The sequence below is a fragment of the Myxococcales bacterium genome, from assembly GCA_016712525.1.
GTDB lineage: Bacteria > Myxococcota_A > Polyangia > Polyangiales > Polyangiaceae > JAAFHV01.
The window spans coordinates 1,870,727-1,888,138 of record JADJQX010000001.1; the positions used below are offsets into that span (position 1 = coordinate 1,870,727).

Here is a 17,412-nt window from a genome sequence, read left to right on the forward strand (position 1 = left end):
GCGGCCGTGCGCCTGGGACCCCGGCGCGCCGCGCTCCTCGCGAGAAGGCTGGCCAAACCGCGTCGCTTGAAGGAACATCGTACCGTGGTCGCTCGTAGCGTCGTGGAGGATGAGACCCAGCTCGCCGAGTCCATGGTGGAGCTCGTGGCGAGCAGCGGCAAACGCGTGCCCCGAGAGGGCGAGGGGCTCCTCGTCGGGCGCACGCTCGCGGGTCGCTACGACGTCTTCGCGTTCCTCGGCGCAGGTGGCATGGGCGAGGTGTACCAAGCCCACGACCGCGAGCTCGACGAGCCCGTCGCGATCAAGACCTTGCGCAAAGAGCTCGCGAGCCGTCCGGCGCTCGTCGAGCGCTTTCGCACCGAAGTGAGGCTGGCGCGGAGGGTGACGCATCCGTCGGTCGCGCGTGTGTTCGAGCTCCACGACGCCGACGGGATCCGCTTCGTGACGATGGAGCTCGTCGAAGGGGAGCCGCTCTCGGACGTGCTGGAGCGCGAAGGGGTCCTCGCCCCAGGCGCGGCCGCGCGTGTCACCGCCGAGGTCGCGAGGGCGCTCGCCGCCGCCCACGCCGCCGGCGTCATCCACAGGGACATCAAGCCCGACAACGTGCTCGTGCGCTCGAACGGGCACGTCGCCGTGGCCGATTTCGGCATCGCGTTCGCGCTCGGCGACACGAGCGTCGATCTGGTGGGGACGCCCGCCTACATGTCGCCGGAGCAGATCAAGGGTGAGCCGACCGGACCGCTCTCGGACGTGTACGCGCTCGGAGTCACGCTGTTCGAGCTCCTCACCGGCACGATCCCGTTCGACGGCGCGACCGTTCCGGAGGCCATGGGCGCGCGTCTCGGCAAGGCGCCTCCCGACCCTCGTGCGCGGCGGGCCGATCTCCCCGAGGGGCTCGCGCGTCTCGTCGTGCGCGCCATGGCCGAGGCGCCCGAGGCACGCTTCCCCGACGCCGCAGCGTTCGCGAGCGCGCTCGAGGACGTGGCATCGTCCCTCGACGGGCGCGCGCTCGTGCTCGGGCGTCCTCGGGATCCTCGGCGTGATCCGGCGCCCACCGTCGTCATCGCGCCCTTCACGGACGGGGACGAGGACACGGGCCCCGTGCTCGGCGCCGTGCGCGAAGAGCTCTTGCTCGGCATCACGCGGCTCTCGGGCGTACGGCTCTTGCTCGACGAAGGCCCGTCGCGCGCGACGTTCACCGTCGACGGTCGGGCGCTCCCGGGCGCCGTATCCCAGGTTGCCTTCGAGGTGCGTGCGACGTCGGACGAGAGGCCCGTGCTCACGGGGCGTTTCCCCCTTGCGGCTCACCTCGTGCCTCGCCTCACCGACCTCCTCCTCGAGAGCCTCGCGCTGGCGACGTCGGGCACGCTCCGCGCGAAGCACCCGGACGATACTCTCCCACCCGGTGCGCTCGAGCCTTGGCTCCGCGCGCGCAGCGCCTTTCGCCGCACGTTCTCGTTCGACGATGGTCGCGTGGTGAGGCTCTACGAAGAGGCGCTCCGGCACGCCCCGGATCACCCTGTTTTGCTCGCCGGCCGCGCGATGGCGCTCCAGCGGTTCGCCTTCTTCGCGCCGATCGGCAAGGCCGACTTCGAGACCCCGCGGCGAGACGTGGCGCGGGCGCTCGCGATGGGCCCTTCGCGCCCCGAGCCGCACCTCGCCGCAGGCCACCTCGCGCTCCAGGGGGACGATCCGGTCTCCGCGGCACGTCACTTTCGCGCCGCGCTCCACGCCGCGCCCGCCTGGCCCGATGGCCACGAGTGGCTCGGGCGCATGTTGCTCGAGGCCGGGTTCATCGAGGACGGCCGCGCGCGCCTCGAGGCCGCGATGCTGCGCGATCCCGAGCTCTACTCGGTCCGCTGGGAGATCGCGCGCGCCGACGCGCTCGACGGCGACTGGGACGAGGCGAAGCGGCAGCTCGATCTGCTCGAGCAGAGCGACGGAAAGAAGGTCGATCGCTGGTTCGGTCTGCTCAGGCTCGCGTGGTGGAGCGGCGACGCCGAGTGGATCGCGACCGCCATGCGGGAGGTCGAGCGGCTCATCGTGGCGGGGATCTTCGACCCGGAGCTCTCGCGGGCCGCCCTCGACGCCATGCGCGGGGACTGGCCCTCCGCGCGAGACGTGCTCGCCAGGAAGGCCCTCGACGAGACGCACGCGAGCCACCGTCGCAACGTGCTCTACGCGCAGATCACGTGCGACGTCGCCTCGGCCTCGGGAGACGTCGACCTCGCGCTCGCTGCGCTCGACCGGGCCGTCACGTTCGGCCTCTTCGACATGCACTGGCTCGCGAAGAGCCCCGGCCTCCGCGCGCTCCGGGCCGATCCTCGGTCCTCGCGGCTCTTCGCGATCGTGCGCGAGCGCGCCGCCCGCATCCACGACGCCCTCCGCGGAGGGTGAGCGCGCCGGGCCCTCCTTGCCGAAAGTGCATGTTGTTCCGAGGGGTTGGGAAGGTTCTCGGAACTCCGGCGTACGACGTGGGATGACGTCTCGACGGTGGGCAAAGCGGGGTCTCTGGGTCTTTGGTCTCCTGTGCGCGGTCGCGTGCGGGAGCGAAACGTTCGACCCGGGCGTCGGCTCTGGCGCCGAGCCCCCTCGTCAAGGCTCTCCCGATGGGAGCACGGGCGACGGCAGCGCGGCTGGCGACTCCAGTGCCGCGACGGACAGCGGTCTTCGGCGTGACGGTGCAGCGGAGACCGACGGCGGGGCGGGCGACGGCGGGGCGAGCGACGCAGGGCCCCTCGATGCGCGGACGTGCCCGGTGGGCCCTGCCGATGGGTGCTGCCCGCTCGCGATCGTGCACGGGGGGGCGGACCCCGACTGCCAACCGCTCGACTGCGCCGTCACCACGAAGGGTGACCCGATCCCGATCTACACGCCCGAGCCCGCGTGGCGAGGGCAGGTCGCGGCCGCGTGGTCGGGTCGTGAGCTCGTGCTCGCGCGGGCCGTCGAGGTCTACGAGAACCTGAGCAACGTCGCGGACATCGTCGTTCAACGGAGGGACGCCGCGGGCGCCGTCACGGGGCCCGACGTGGTGCGTCGGCTCGCGGGGCTCCCCCCGGGAGCGACGTGGGCCGAGCTCGCCCTCGACCCGTCGGGAGACCTCTTCTTCGCGTGGCAGTGGCGCCAGGACCAGCTCTACAGGCTCGCGCGGCTGCCGGCGGCGGGCGGGCCGCCCACCTGGACGACCGCGCTCGGCTACGGGTGCAACGCCGTCGGAGGCGCGCTGCACCTCTTCGTCGACGGGGCGCGCATCGTGGCCGGGATGGCGCAGTACACGTGCGCGGGGAGCACCTGGCAGCCGCGTGTGCACGTGCTCTCCACGGCGACCGGGGCATCGGCTGTCACACCGGGCAAAGAGGCGCTCACCGACCTGCGCGATGGCACGCGCTCCGACCTGCACGGCGGTGGAGGCTTCGCGTTTCATCCCACGACGCGCACGCTCGACGTCGCCTACGGCCGCAACTTCGAGGACGATTTGCGGATGCGCACGCTCGACCTCGCGAGCGAGGTGCTCTCGGCGCCTCGGCCTGTGATCGTGCCCGCGGCCGACTACCATACGGCGCTCGCGTTCGACGGTTCGAGCCACGCGCTCGTGACGCGCGAACGCGCAACGTCCGGTCTCACCACGTCGTACACCTTCCGGCTCGTGGGCCCCGCCGGCGTGACGACGACCCAGCCGCTCGCGTCGTTCGGGCGCGACACGGACGCCCTCGAACCGCGTGTGCTCTACACGGGAGACTCGTACGTGGTGCTCGTGCCGTACGTGGTCTCGTTCACGCAGAACACGTCTCCCGAGCGCCTCTCCCACCGCACGCGGGTCTTCCGTGTGTCCAAGGCAGGGGCCATCCTCGAGTCGTTCGAGCTCGACGCGTCGCCGTCGATGTTCGCCACGGTGGTGCGCGCGGGCACGCGCCTCGCGTTCACCTTCGTGCGCCCGTCCGGGCCCACCGGGACGACGAGCCAAGGGTTCCTGCGGTACCTCGGCTGCGGCAACTGAAGGCTCAGGGGGCGCCGCTGGGGCACTCGCCGCCGCGCACCTCGGTGCGGACCACTCGGCCTCGCGGGATACGGATCACCTGCATCGCCGAGCTCTCGGGTTCGAAGGTTCTCGGCGCCCGCGCGCTCGGTCAGCTCGCGGATGGCGACGGCGTCGTGCACGTCCTGCGGGTCGAGGCTCTCGAGGGAGGTCTGCGTGATCTCTCGGAAGTGGGCCTCGCGCACGGCGAAGCCGTCGAGATCCCGCCCGATCGCCTCGACGAAGCGGTCCTCGAGCTCGACGCGGCGCGAGAAGAGGTCGTCGTAGTCGACGGCGAGGGCCACCTCGTCGAGCGCGGCGCCGAGCTTGGCCGCGAACCTCTGGCGAACGGCCTCGAGGTCGTGGGTCTTGCCGTGGCCGAGCGCGCGAGCGGCGTGGATCACGTCTTCGCTGGTGGGGTTCACCGCCACGCTCACCGAGAGCACCACGTCGGCGCGCAGGCTGTCGCGGCACCGGAGCGAGCTTCGGCCACGCCTCTCCAGCACGAGCTCTTTCGCGGAGAGAGCCACGATTTCGTGCGCCTGAAAGGGCAGGACGAGCCCACCGCGGAACGAGACCCGCGGCTCTCTGCCGGGCGCGTACACGACGAGCGCCTCACTCGCGCGCGTGTGCACGAGGGCGAACCGAAGGACGACCACGAGCCCCACGAGCACGACGAGCACTACCCCCAAGGCTACCCCGAAGACGACGAGCGTCATGAGGCGACGGTACCATGAGGGTGCGGCGTGGGTGATCGATGCACGTCGGCCACCTCCAGGCGTGGGACGGATCGATCGTGGTAGGGCACTCACTACCTCCTCGCGTTGCCGGCTCGAAGTCGGTGCCCATGATCTCAGCGCGACAACGCGATCAGGGACCGCGTGACGGCATCCTCCAAGACGTCGGCGTTTTATGCGACCCCGTCAGATGGCGCGTTCGTTGCTACGCGCCGATCATGGGACGACGGATTGCTCCTCTGGGCCTCCTGCTTCTAGGGCTGCTAGCGTGCGGCGGCAATACCGACCATGGGGAGCCCTCGGTCCGGGCGCCTGCGGAGAGTGCCCAACCCTCGCCTCAGCCCGCGCCAACGATCCCTCCCTACGGCTGCGCGAAGGCTGGCAACTGCCCCGGCATCCTGTTCGAGTCCGAGCAGGACTGTCTCGACACGGTCGAGAACTGCGTGCGCTACAATGTCTGCGGTCCGTACGCGTTCTGCGGACTGGGCAAGTGCAAGAAGCAGCCGACCTGCGACCCTGGAGATGTGCTCGTGACGTCGTGCCCAGCGGGCGGCGACTGCTACGACCGGAAGACCTGCACGGGCGGGGGCTATGGCTCGACTTCCGAGATGAAGGTCGTGTGCCAGCGCGCCGCAGATGCGGGAACCGACGCGAGCGACGGCGGCTGATCGCGGCGGAGAGGGAAAGGAAGCCGGCGCGAGTGCGTCGCCGGGTGGCGGAGCCAGTGGGGCGACCTGCCTGCTGCTCGCGTCGCAGCGAGGCACGCCCGAGCTCCACGTTCAGGACGGCCGACGGCTCCGGCTAGCTCGATCATGACGACCGCCGATCTCGACACACACACAAAAGCAAACACCTCGGCCCCGCGTGTCCGCAGGGCCGATGGGGGGTGGGGCTCACTGCGCAAGTCCGACGCTTCGAAGGGGCCGAGCCCATCCCGCCCGAGACCTCGGACGACGACGACGCCTGGCCCGCGGCATGTGGCGGCGACGAGGGCCCGTCTCGGCTAGGGCGACTCCCCCGTCGCTGCGTGCCGGAGCCGCGCCACGCACGCCTCTTCGAGGTCCACGTCGAGTCGTGCGCGCTCGAAGTCGACCTCGGTGACGAGGGACGGCTCGACGAGCAGCGCCGGCGCCGGGATCGTATCGGCGATCGTGGCCGAGTCTCCGCCGCCCGCCAGGAGCCGCGCCACGCAAGCCGCCCACGCGACGACGCGGTCCGCGCTCGCCTCGAGGTCTTCGAGCGCGGCGTACTCGACGCTGTCGATCATGTCCCCGCTCTCACGATCGATCGCCGCGAGGACGAGTCCCCCGGGGCTCGCCATCACGACGAGGTCACGCGACGAGGTCGCCGTGCCCTGGCTCTGGCTCCGAATCATCCACGGGACGGCCCTCAGCGCCTCACCCAGAACATCCCCTATTTCGGCAATCTTCAATCGTCGTTCCCTTCTCGATCGTCGGTAGATGGAGCCTCGCGTGAGGCTACTCCTGCGCGCAGAGGAGCTCTCCCTGGCCGGGAGCGACTCGCATGAAGAGATTCCCATTCTCCCAGCGGTAGGCCGACCCCGTCACGACGTCGAGATCGGGGACCGCCGGGGCGCCCTTCGGGTGACAGAAGGCACCCGCGACGCCGTCGATCTCGACGATGGGCGACACCTTGCCGTCCTCGGGCTGCCACACCCATTGGATCTTCACCGGTTCGACCCCGGGTTGGCTGAGGCTGAGGCGGTAGCGGTATCGGAGCCCGGAGATCATCCCCGATTTGTTGGTGAGCTGGTCCGGCCGGAGGGGGTCCGACGTGACGATCGCGCCATTCGCGCGCTCGATGCGCTCGAACTTGATGGGGACGCGATTCGCGTCGTACCCGGACGCGAAGGTCGAGTCCGCGAACGTCATGACGCCCCACGTGTACCTGCACGAGAGGCCATCGTCGACGGCCGAGGCGTCGACGGTCGTGCACTCGCCCGCGCTGACGTTCATGGGGTGATTCGGGACGAGCAGGCCGGCGATCCCCGAGATCGAGCCATCGTCGCGCACGCCGGACGACCACGGCGTGTCCGCCCACGGGGTGTCGGCCGTCTTGAGGTACATGAGGGCGCGTGGCCTGGGGGAGCCGAACGTCAAAGAGCGCACGCGGTTGGCGAATCGGTTCGCTCCGCCGATGTTCAAGAATGGGCCGGCGGGGACCCCAAATCGATCTTGGAAATCGGCGAAGTGGACACGTTCGAGATCGAACGGCCCGTCGTAGATGAGTGTGCCCGCGAAGTAGTAGAGGCGCACGGCCGGGTCGAGGCCCTTCGCGTACGTCGCGTCTGCCGCGGTGACGCCGTCGCTCGCCCCGACGACCAAGCCGTCGAGGATCTTCTGGTCGTACGCGAAGAAGACCGAGCGCCCGTTGTCCGCGGCGAGGAAGTGCGTGAAGGTGCCGCCGGAGCCTCGGTAGTAGACGCCGGTGGCGACGTTCTTCCACACCTGGAGGCTGTCGAAGGTAGGAGGCGCGGCGTCGTTGCCGCGTTTGGGCGCGTAGTGGACGGAGACGGTCTCGCGTGCGTCGGGGTGCCTCGCCCCGATACGGCACTGGTAGCCGTTGCCATTCGGTTGACACGGCTCCGCGAAGCGTTTGTCGCTCGTGGCGACCAGCTCGCCGTCCTCGGAGCCGTCCCAGTTCATGCCGACGACGGACGAGTGGGCGATGTTCTCGGCGAACCGGAGTGTCGGCGTCGTCGACGGGAATACCGTGTTCGCCGTGGCGCCCGTTGCGGGCCCGTCGCACCGGTTCGCGTCGCCGCCGACCCCGCAGTGGATGCCTCTGCTGAACGACATCCAGAAGCCCGTGCCCTGGGAGCCCGACGCGACGTTCCCCACGAGCTCGTTGTCGGGGTTCGATACCCAGAACGTCGCGGGTGCGCTGAAGCGCACGGGCTGGAGGCTGCGCATGTCCGAGTCGAGCAGGCCGAGCCCCGGGTCGACCCTGCGGGAGAGCATGCCCAGGTTGTGCACCAGCTTGTTGCGAACCTCGTTCCCGTTCTCGAGGAAGTAGCCGTGCCCGAAGTGGTCGAAGCAGACGTTGTTCGAGACCTCCACCTCGTTCGTCCCGTGGATGGTGACGCAGCGCTGGAACGAGTGGTGGATCGACGAGTTTCTCAGGAACTGGCCGGAGGCATTGCCGACGAGGTGCCAGTGAAAGGGGTATTCGGCGAGCACGCCGAGCTTGCCGCCACGCGCGATCTCGACCCCGTCGACGTAGGCCTTCCCGTCTCGGTGGACGACGATCTGCGCTCCGCGTTTCGTCGTGGCGAGCGCGCTCGGTTCACCTGCGGCGGCGACGACGATGGCGCGGGTCAGGTTCGCGATCTCGGGGCGTTCGTCGAGCGTCGCGCTGCGGCCACCCTCGGTGTAGACCTTGCGAAACGCGCTGTGCGTGTGCGCGAAGGGCGTCTTGACCGTGATGGAGCGGCGGTCGGGGGCGACGGAGTCGATCACGCGCTCCTCGGCCTCCTTGTAGTCGAAGCCGCTCGGGCCGAGGGCGATCGTGTCGCCTTCCTTCCAGTCGACGGCCGTCTCCAGCTTCACCTCACGGGAGCTCGCGGGCACGTCGGCGGCGATGCGTTGCCATCCGAACGTGGTCGCGCTGCCCGCGCCGAACATGCGGAGCGTGCCGCCGTTCGTGGCGGTGAGGGTCGCGGGGGTGCCCACGTGAACGTGATCGTGCCCCCCGGGGCTCGAGACGTCGTCTCTCAGCTGGACGGTGATCTTCCCGCGAAATCGAGCCGTGTCGCTCGCGCCGCACTCGAAGAGGGCTCCTGGCCCGTCCACCGTGATCGATCGCGCCGTGATGGTGATTGGAGGATCCTTCTCCGTGAAGTACGTCGGGCAATAGAGCTTGCCGTGAATGGTGAGGTTCTCGACCGAATAGGACTTGTCGATCGTGAAGGATTGCCCTGCCTCGATGGTGTAGTCCTTCGGCGCCTCAGGGTCGACGAGCTGCGAGAGCGGAGGCGGCCCTTCCTTTGGCACCGAGGGGACGAGATCGGCCGGCGAGTCGAAGCACCCGAGTGTGCCGAGCTGCGCCAGGAGCGGCGCGAGCGCCGCGAGGCGTAGGTTCTGTCGAGAGCGCGAAGTCATGAGGGCATCTCCTGCGTGAAGCCATGTGCAACAGCCACGCCACGCGCGTTGACCGCAAAGGTGCGCGAGTGCGGCCGCGTGGCGCTCGACGACGGCTCCGGCGTGGAGGGCGTCGTCTACGAGGGAAGGCTAGGGCTTGCACACAGGGGCAAGGTCAAGGGACGACGAAGGCGATTCTCGACGAGCGTGCGCTCCCGCGGTGATGACCGTCGGATCCGCCTCGCGGCGTGGCATATGGCCGGGAACGTGGTGCTCGCCGCCGAATGGGTCGATCGGGTCGAAGGGCGCCCGCGTCACGCGCGACGCGTTGAGCGGGGGTGCGATGGCGGATCGACGGTGCCCGCGCGTCACGCGCGACGCGTAGGTCGAGGCCGCTGCGGGCGGATCGCTGGATCGATCGTGCGTTCGGGGGCTCCCGTGCGAGTGCCTCGACGGGAAGACGTGCGTGCACCGGACCTGCCGGTGACGGGGCCTGTCACTTCTTGTTTTCTCTGTCGAGCAGCACCTTGACCGAGAAGCCCCCGACGACTTCCTTCGAGCCCGCGAGCCGGTAGAGCCAGTCCGAGATGTCGCGGCTCGGCACGGTCACCGCGTCGCCGAGCTTGTGGCCGATGGGGGCGACCGGGGCGTTGTCGATCCTGCCGGACACGGCGTCCGGACCGATGGAGGTGACCGTGAGCCAGATGTGCTCGACTCCGCCGCCCGTAGTGGGGAACGGGTACTTCACGGAGAAGATGTCGCCCTCCTTGCGGGCCTCGAACGCCTTGACGAGCTCCGGGAACCGGCGCTTGGCCTCGGCGCGCGCCGCGTTCATCTCTGGATCCGAGCTCGCGACCTCGACGACCGGATCTTGCTTCGACGATTTGCACGACGCAACGAGGGCCGACGCGGCGAAGATGGCGACGACGTAGGAGAGGTGGCGCATCGCGTACAACCTCTCACGCGAGGGGGCGCGCGGCAATCGCGATAGAGGAGCCACCTAGGGCTGACGCACAGCCATCGCACAAAACACGTCGGCCCCGCGTGTCCGCAGGGCCGATGGGGAACGTGGCTCACGTGACGGAAATCACGCGTCGTCGTCGGTTACGTCGTCGCCCGAGGTGTCCTCGGGCGCGATGGGCTCGTCGCCTTCGGAGGCGTCGGGTTTGCGCGCGGCGCGGCGTCGCTCACGCTCGTAGGCGCTCGTCGCCTCGCGGACGATCTCGGGGGTGGCGCGGAAGGCGTAGCGGAACACCTTGCGGGCGTTGGCGATGCGCTGGTCGAGGAGGGCGAGGTAGACGTCACGGACCTTCGCAGCCATGCCGGCCGTGGCGTCCGTGTTCGTCTTGCGGAGGCGGAGCGTATCGACCAGCCTCGCGGCCTCGTCGAGCATCGCCATGTCGAAGTCGGGAATGGTCGCAAACGAGCTCCTGTAGGTGCTTGCGTGCGCGGCGAACGACGCGAGGGCGTCGGCGAGCTCGGCGATCGAGTCGGGCTCGGTCTCGTGAGCCTTCTTGAGCGCGGCGAGCTCTTGGTCTTTTGCGTCCTCCACGCCGTCGTCCGCGTCGAACTCGGCGGCGACCCGGAGCTCGCGGTAGAGGTGCTTGGCGCGGGCGAGCACCTCCGGGTCGGCTACCGCGACGAGCGCTCGTGCCTTGTCGCGTGAGCCCTGCAGGAGGTCGACGAGGTGCAGGATCTCGGCGCTCGTGCTCTCGGGCAGCTTGTGGGCGAAGCGCGAGAGAGAAGGCACCTTCTTCGGGTCCGACGAGTGCCAGTACTTGGCAATCGTCGCGGCGAGGCCGAGCGCTTCGGCCATGTAGGCGGCGATGGGAACGGGGAGATCGGAGGGCTTCTTGCCTTTGGCCGCCGCGCTGGCCTCGGCCTTGATCTTCGCCACGATCGCCGGGGTGATGCCGGCGCGGAGGGCCTCTGCGGTCACCGGCGTGGGCGCCTCGGAGGAGGCCTCCGCGCCCTTGGTGTGCTTCGGGCCCTTCGAGCTACGTTTCGCAGAATTCAGTGCACTCTTCATGATGCCTTGCCTTGTGAAGCCCAGCGGAGATTCGCTGGATGCCCTCTCGTCGGCAGAGGCACACGAGGCGTTGCGTCCTTTTTTTCGGGGCGCGCGTTTTTCCGCGAACCCCAAGGGTGTCGAGGGGGTAGGGGTGCGTCCAGGCGTTCCGCCTGTCCTGGCTCGCGCGGCGCGCGCGTCGGGGGCGCGTGGGGGATGTCCTGGTTCCCGTAGGGGATGTCCTGGTTCCCGTAGGGGATGTCCTGGTTCCCGTAGGGGATGTCCTGGTTCCCGTAGGGGATGTCCTGGTTCCCGTTAGGGGATGTCCTGGTTCGGGGTTTTTGTGGGTAGGTGCGTGGTGGACGAGGTGGGACGCGCTCGGGTCCGGGCGAGTCGAGCCGGCCGTCCTGGCGTGGCCGTCGTCAGAGCGTTGGCAATACCAGCCCATGTTGGCGGCGCGTCATCTCGGGGACGTCCGTCGCGAGCACGTCGTAGGCGAGGCCCGCGAACACCGACGTCGGCTGAAGGTGCCGATCGACGTAGGCACCCCACGCCGCCCGGATCGTGCCGGTGTCGCCGGTCGTGACGGCATGTCGCACCTTGTCACGATCCGGCGTGAGGGTCGTCGTGACGTGAGTCGTGTAGAGCGAGATGAGGTCGGGGCGATCGAGCTTGCAGACACGAATCGTCCAGTCGCCTCTCAGGCTCCCGTTTCGCGCCCGTAGGGTCCACCGCGGGGCCACGCCGGGTCTCCGCTCCTCGACGTACTCGAGGTGATCGAGCCCGCTCTCGGTAGCAGGATCGATGAGGAGGGGCTGCTCTTGGCCGGGTGGCGACTGCTGCGGCGTGAGCGGCGTGCTGCCCACGGCCAGGGGGAATTTGTCGAGCTTGGCCGGCGACTGATTGCAGTTGCGGCACGAGAAGAGCAGGTTTTCCCACGTGTACGCGAGCCACCAATATCCGTGCGTCGAGGTGGAGCCGGGTTTGCGATCGGCGCGCACCGCGGGTCGAAAGTGCTCCACGTCGTTCCGCTTCGACTGCTCGCGATGCTCGCAGTAGGCACACTTGTAGTGCTGGGCGGTCCATAGGTCGTCGTGCGCGACCTTGTAGGTGCCCGGGAGGTCCTTACGGCTCGCGGGACCAGCAGGCTGAAGCGTGGCCAGCGCAGCCGCCCGGGCCGTTGCGAGCGCGGCGGGCTCGTTCGCGGGGCGGTGTACGCGAATCACGACGGGCTCCGCGCGACGGGCTCCCATCCCGGGTCGAGCCCCAGCCTTTGGAGCTTGGTACGGAGCGCCGACATCTCGGCGTCCTCTGCGTCGGTCCTCGCCGGGTTCCCCACGAGGAAGGCGTAGCGACGGTGGTCCTCGGCGATGTCTCGTGGCTCGAGCTCGGAGATCCCGAAGAAGTCTCGATAGAGCTCACTCCCGGTGAGCAGCATGGGCGAGACCTCCGAGCTGCGCGCCACGACGCTCCCTTCCTCGTCGAGGTCGAGCAGCACGACCTCTTCGGCGGTGAGCGCGGGCAGCACCATCGGCGAGTGCGTGGTGACCACGAACTGCACCTTGGGGAAGGCCGCCTTTAGCGCGGTGACGAGGCGCGCCTGCCACCGGGGATGAAGGTGGAGGTCGATCTCGTCGATGAGCACGAGGCCACGGATCTCCTTCGCGTCGATCTCGGTGCTCGGCCCCGCCTCGAGGAGCACGTGGCCAAGGAAGTCGGCAATCCATGCGATCGTCGACTGGTAGCCCTGGGAGAGCCAGGTCGCGGGAATGGCGACCTCGCCCTCGCCCGAGCGCATACGAAAGCGGCTCCCTTCCACGAGGTCCTGGCCCGAGCGAATCCCGCCGCGCCCGCGGAGCTCGATGTCGAGGGCGTCCTTCGGGAGCAGCTCACCGTGGATCAAGACGTCCCGGAGGAGGCGCGCGAAGACCTTGGGATCTTCGAGGAGGTCCGCGAACCCGGTCCCGACGATGGCACCGCGATCGAACAGGCTGAGGAGGCGCGCGCTCGAGGCGTTCGACACGGGCTCCACGGCACCGGGTCGGGGTAGCACCCGGTTGGTCCCGTACCCCGCGACGAACCAGTGTGGCAGGTTCCTTCCTCGCACCTCGAAGAGCGCATCGCCGCGTGCATCGTCCTTGTCGTTGCCGTCGTCGAGGTACGTCGACTCCCCCAACATCGAGGTCATGCCCGGCGGGATCGTCAGGTCGGACGACAGCAGGCTCGGCGCCTGGGCTCCGGCGCGCCTCTTCGGGTGCTCGCGTCGAGGCTCGAGCGGGAGAGTGAAGATGGCGTGGAGATGCGCCGCACGTTCGCCGCGCTTGTCCAAGAGGGACGCGAGATCGCCGAGCTCGTTGGCCCTCGCAGCGCCGCTCGCTGCGAGCGCGATCGCGCGAAGGATCGAGGTCTTGCAGCGCCCGTTCTCGCCGATGAGCACGGTCCACATCCGCGGCGAGCCGTCCGCGTGGACGAAGTCCAGGTGAAGCTCGCGGAGGAGCTTCACGTTGTCGATGTCGATGCTCTTCAGGTACACGGGCCGAGCATACCGCGGGCCGGGCCGCGAGGCGCGGAAGAGCGCTCGAGAGGGCTCCTTGGCGCCGGCGCCTTGGCCCTTGCGCACGCTTCGTGCGGGCGCCCGAGGCGCCTCAGGGGTAGGCCACGGGGAACGCGACGGCCATGGTCCCGTGGGCAGCCTCCGGAACGCTCACCTCGAAGATGGCCATCATGAGGCTCCACGCCGGGTGGTTCACGCTCCCCCCCTTGGTGAGGCGCGAGACGCGGGAGGGTCGACCTACCGCTGCCCCGAGGCGGACACGCGCACCGAGCGCGGGGTCCCCTCGGCGTCGCTGCCTTCGATCACGAGAGCGTCGGCACCTTGGTAGTCGCGGCGCTTCGTGCGGATGCGCGCGAGGAAACCGGGGAGGTGCTTCTCGACGAACCTCGGATCGTTGCTCGGCGCGAGCGTGACCTGCCACTCGTAGAAGCGCGCGCCCTTGGCCCCGATGGTCACGTCGCTCACGGCCGCGCACCGGTAGTAGTGATTCAGCGTGGCTCGGACGCATCGTGCCCAGGCGTCGCGGTCGCCGCGGTCCTTGTCGCTCGGCTCGATGCGCGCGCCGAAGTCGGGGTGAGGGCCGTGGAGCGGAGTGCGGTTCCTTCGGAAGTTCTCCTCGCTCACGCCCTTGTCGCTGTTGCAGCGTTTGCACAAGGTCTGGAGGTTCGCGAGATCGTTCCCTCCGCCGTGGTACACGGACTGGATATGGTCGACTTGAAGCCACTTCTTGTCGGTCGAGCCGCAGGATAGGCAAGTCCAGCCGTCACGTTGCTTCACGGCGAGCTTCACGTCCTCCGAGGGCTCCGGGAGAGGGTATCGCTCGGTGGGTTCGCTGACCGAAGCGCCGTGCGCCGACGGCTGGCCCCCTGTCGTCTCGTCGTTCTCGAGGCGGCGCGAGCGGAGCTCGAACTGATCACGGAAGGCCTCGAGCGTGCCGTAGATGGCCCTCCAGTAGCGGTCGACGCGATCGAACTCGTTGCGCACGAAGCCCGGGATCTCGCGGCGGCCGATGTTGCGCTCGAACGCTATCCGCGCCAGGGCGTCGAGGTCGTGGTGCCAGCGCTCGCCGAACGGGAAGAAGGTCGGCAGGTCCCCGAGGGACTGGGCGACGTGCCTGACGAGCTGGAACACGTCGTGCGTGAGGTCGCCGCCCATGCGGTCTTTCGTGGCGAGGCCGGCCTCGGCGCAGAGGGCCTCGATCGTGGCTCGCGTGGCCTCGAACGTCACGAGCGGGTCGACGAACGCCTTGAGATCGCGCTTCGCGAGGCCTTCGACGAGCGCGGCGAGCTTCTCTTGCTCGGCCTCGTACACCAAGACGAGGCGCTCCACCTGCTCGATGTCGCCGTCGGCGTCGACCTGGGTGTCGAAGCGCACGTGGTACCACCCCACGGGGACCGTCTCGAGGAACGTCACGGGCTGCGCGTGGGCGGGCTGGTACATCTGGGCCGCGAGCTTGCGCAGAAGATCGATCGACACGAGGTGGAGCGGGACGCGCTCCCGCGAGGGCGCCTTCGTGTCGGACGTGGGGCCTTCGTCGAGGCGAAATTCGGCCCAATTGATGAGGCCGCGCCAGTCGTCGATGAACGAGACGACGTACGCCTTCTCGGTGCCGCCGAACTTCGGGCCACGAAGGGCCCGGCCCACCATTTGGGTCATGAGGACGCGGCTCGTCGTTTGCCGCGTGAGGAACACGCTCTGCACGTCGGGGACGTCCGTGCCCTCGGTGAGCATGCGCACGTTGACGAGGACATCGAGCTTGCCCTCTTTGAAGGCGCGAATCGCCTTCGTATTGTCGTCCGCGGTGCGGCGGTTGCGGGCGTCGACGGTGGCGAGCTTGGCGTCGACGTGGGAATACACCACGTCGGCGCGGACGCCATGGCGGAGGAGGGCCGTGCGTAGGTAGTCGCACTGGGTCCAACGGTCGGCGAAGATGAGGGTCTTGCCGTACTTCTCTCGGTTCTTGACGTACGTGTCGACGATCACGTCGTTGCGGGCCTGGTTCTCGGCGAGCCACGCGACGATATCTTCTGGGATATCGGAGTACGTGCCGAGCCACCGTTCGAGCTTGCGCTCGTCGACCTCGGGGGCCACGTGCGTCTTGCACTCTTCGATGATGGGCTTCGCGAGGATCTGCGCGGCCATGAGGCTCTGCGCGGTCACTTGGTGAAGGATGCCCTGCGGGAAGAGCCGGCCGAGCCACCCTTTGCGGAGCTTGTTCTCGTAGATGGGCGTCGCCGTGAGGCCGAGCACACGAAGGCCCTTGATGCGCTCGCGCAGCGCCTCGACGAAGCTCGCGTAGGTGGGGGCGGGTGCGTGGTGGGCCTCGTCGAACACGACGAAGAGCTTGTCGCCGGCCGCCTCGACGAAGGCGAAGAGCGCCGCGTGATCGTCGCGAAAGCCCCCGGAGATCGTCTGAAGGGAGGCGATGAGCACGTCGTCCTCGGCGGAGACCGACGCGAGCTTGGCGTGCCCGGGCATGCCCGAGACGACGCGCACGCGTAGGGTCTCCTTGGGCTCGCGCACCATGGCCACCTCGACGGGGCGGTCGATCGCGCCCATGGGGCCGAACGTCTCGAGGGCTTGCTCGAGCAGGTGGTGCGAGTGGGCGAGCCAGAGCACCTTGTACCCTTCGGAGAGCGGCCATTCGCACAAGAAGCGCACGGCGGTGAACGTCTTGCCGCCGCCCGTCGGGAGCACCACGAGGCCGCCCCTGCCCTCGGGAGGGGAGGGCCGGTCGAACCAGGCTTTGAGCTTTTTGAGCGTCTCGACCTGATGGGCCTGAGCCTCCCTCACGGAGGCGCGGTGCATGCGGGCCTTGGCGAGATCGTACTCCCGCACGAAGGGGTTGAGGGGGGCGGGACCTGCGTTGGAGTGGCTCATCGTAGGGATAGACGCGCGGGGTGGCGGGCTTCTGACGAAGCTCAGGTGGGAAGGAGCTCTTTGTGCTCGGCGAGCCCGACGAACGAGGCAAGCTTCACGGCTTGTTTCGGGCGAAGCGCGAGGGTGCGGCAGAAAAAGAGCTGAACCTGCTCGGTCACGGCGTCCTCGACGCAGAAGATGCCGGGGGCGAGGCGAAGGGGGGCCTCACCCGGGAGCTCCAGGTACGCCCACCCCTTCGTCATGCGGTGGCTCGTCTCGGTGTGCCGCACACGAAAGCTGGGCGACTCGCCGTGCAGCACCCGCAGGCGGTAGCGGTAGGCTTTGGTCTCTCCCGCCTCGGTGCTGGCGACGCACACGAGCTCCCCCTTGAAGAGTGGGCCCATGGCGCTACGCAGGGCCTTCTCGGTGGCTACGAGCGCGGGCTCGACGGCCGTGTACGAGGCTTGAGGGGCGTTCGACGCGTGGTGGAGCTTGTTGCGGATCTGAACCGCCTCGACGAGGCCTTGAAAGAGAGCCTTGTCGTCGAGCAAATTCGCACCGACCTCGGCGACGGCGGCATGGGCGGCAGGCCGAAGGGCCGAGAGCCTTCGCGCGAGCTCGACCCACGTGCCGAAGGAGATGGGGGGACCGGGGGCCGTGTCGTTCGAGACGAAGGGCCCGAGGATGGTGTGGCACGCCGCCGCCGCGTCACCCTCGGGCTCGCGGAGCGCCGCGAGCTGGGCGAACACGATGTAGGCACACGCGCGCTCGAGCGCGTCGAGGCGGGAGAGCACCCGCTTGGCCTCGGACTGGCTGGCGATGAGCTTGTCGGCGACGACGAACGGGTGCGGGAGCTCCGGGGTCGCGACCGGAGGGGGCGGAAGAGGCGGGGGGGCCGGCGGAGCGTGGCGCAGCGTGATGGTGAGAGTGTCGTTCGGGAACGCCTTCTCGAGCGCAGGTGTGCAGACGAGCCCGTGAGCCTCGAACGCCTCGTGGATGTAGGCGTTCACGCGCGTCCCCCTGCGCGCGAAGCCGAACCACGCGACGAGCTCTTGCACCGTCACGCGGGCGGTCCCGCTGGCGCGGACGGGGCCGAGGACGGAGGTTTCGAAGGCAGGGGGTACCCAGGGGGTCATTGG

Annotated in this window: 11 protein-coding genes; 3 read left to right on the top strand and 8 right to left on the bottom strand. The window is 69.2% G+C overall.

The window, feature by feature from the left end; translation table 11 throughout:
- Window positions 1–84 precede the first annotated feature (84 nt).
- From IPK71_07995 to IPK71_08005, 3 genes are all read left to right on the top strand, one after another.
- Complete coding sequence (locus IPK71_07995; protein MBK8213677.1) at window positions 85–2,397, top strand: protein kinase; 2,313 nt, start codon at window positions 85–87, stop codon at window positions 2,395–2,397.
- A gap of 361 nt (window positions 2,398–2,758) precedes the next feature.
- On the top strand, window positions 2,759–3,997 hold the full coding sequence (locus tag IPK71_08000) for a hypothetical protein (GenBank protein ID MBK8213678.1): 1,239 nt from the start codon (window positions 2,759–2,761) through the stop codon (window positions 3,995–3,997).
- A gap of 973 nt (window positions 3,998–4,970) precedes the next feature.
- The gene (locus IPK71_08005; GenBank protein MBK8213679.1) at window positions 4,971–5,420 is read left to right on the top strand and encodes a hypothetical protein; all 450 of its coding nucleotides are present in this window, start codon (window positions 4,971–4,973) and stop codon (window positions 5,418–5,420) included.
- 335 nt (window positions 5,421–5,755) lie between these two features.
- Here the strand turns inward: IPK71_08005 and IPK71_08010 are convergent, their stop codons facing one another.
- The 8 genes from IPK71_08010 to IPK71_08045 form a co-directional block, all read right to left on the bottom strand.
- On the bottom strand, window positions 5,756–6,127 hold the full coding sequence (locus IPK71_08010; protein ID MBK8213680.1) for a hypothetical protein: 372 nt from the start codon (window positions 6,125–6,127) through the stop codon (window positions 5,756–5,758).
- A gap of 103 nt (window positions 6,128–6,230) precedes the next feature.
- Window positions 6,231–8,873, bottom strand: coding sequence for a hypothetical protein (locus IPK71_08015; GenBank protein MBK8213681.1), 2,643 nt, complete (start codon window positions 8,871–8,873; stop codon window positions 6,231–6,233).
- A 475-nt stretch (window positions 8,874–9,348) separates the two neighbouring features.
- Window positions 9,349–9,798 carry a DUF2314 domain-containing protein gene (locus IPK71_08020; protein MBK8213682.1) on the bottom strand — a complete coding sequence of 150 codons (450 nt, stop codon included), beginning with the start codon at window positions 9,796–9,798 and terminating at the stop codon, window positions 9,349–9,351.
- Window positions 9,799–9,939: 141 nt separating this feature from the next.
- Window positions 9,940–10,881, bottom strand: a complete 942-nt coding sequence (locus IPK71_08025) for a hypothetical protein (GenBank protein MBK8213683.1) — start codon at window positions 10,879–10,881, stop codon at window positions 9,940–9,942.
- Between the two features lie 401 nt (window positions 10,882–11,282).
- Window positions 11,283–12,086, bottom strand: a complete 804-nt coding sequence (locus tag IPK71_08030; protein MBK8213684.1) for a hypothetical protein — start codon at window positions 12,084–12,086, stop codon at window positions 11,283–11,285.
- Window positions 12,083–13,393 (bottom strand): AAA family ATPase, encoded by a 1,311-nt coding sequence (locus tag IPK71_08035; GenBank protein ID MBK8213685.1) that lies wholly within the window; start codon window positions 13,391–13,393, stop codon window positions 12,083–12,085. The genes IPK71_08030 and IPK71_08035 overlap by 4 nt, the downstream gene beginning before the upstream one ends.
- Window positions 13,394–13,651: 258 nt before the next feature.
- Window positions 13,652–16,294, bottom strand: a complete 2,643-nt coding sequence (locus IPK71_08040; GenBank protein ID MBK8213686.1) for a DEAD/DEAH box helicase family protein — start codon at window positions 16,292–16,294, stop codon at window positions 13,652–13,654.
- Window positions 16,295–16,335: 41 nt separating this feature from the next.
- Window positions 16,336–17,409 (bottom strand): hypothetical protein, encoded by a 1,074-nt coding sequence (locus IPK71_08045; protein ID MBK8213687.1) that lies wholly within the window; start codon window positions 17,407–17,409, stop codon window positions 16,336–16,338.
- Window positions 17,410–17,412 lie beyond the last annotated feature (3 nt).

What these genes read in the sequence shown, in the direction of transcription:
- IPK71_08015 (MBK8213681.1), bottom strand. Translation starts at nt 8,873, where the DNA reads ATGACTTCGCGCTCTCGACAGAACCTACGCCTCGCGGCGCTCGCGCCG.
- IPK71_08010 (MBK8213680.1), bottom strand. Translation starts at nt 6,127, where the DNA reads ATGATTCGGAGCCAGAGCCAGGGCACGGCGACCTCGTCGCGTGACCTC.
- IPK71_08025 (MBK8213683.1), bottom strand. Translation starts at nt 10,881, where the DNA reads ATGAAGAGTGCACTGAATTCTGCGAAACGTAGCTCGAAGGGCCCGAAG.
- IPK71_08005 (MBK8213679.1), top strand. Translation starts at nt 4,971, where the DNA reads ATGGGACGACGGATTGCTCCTCTGGGCCTCCTGCTTCTAGGGCTGCTA.
- IPK71_08020 (MBK8213682.1), bottom strand. Translation starts at nt 9,798, where the DNA reads ATGCGCCACCTCTCCTACGTCGTCGCCATCTTCGCCGCGTCGGCCCTC.
- IPK71_08045 (MBK8213687.1), bottom strand. Translation starts at nt 17,409, where the DNA reads ATGACCCCCTGGGTACCCCCTGCCTTCGAAACCTCCGTCCTCGGCCCC.
- IPK71_08040 (MBK8213686.1), bottom strand. Translation starts at nt 16,294, where the DNA reads ATGAGCCACTCCAACGCAGGTCCCGCCCCCCTCAACCCCTTCGTGCGG.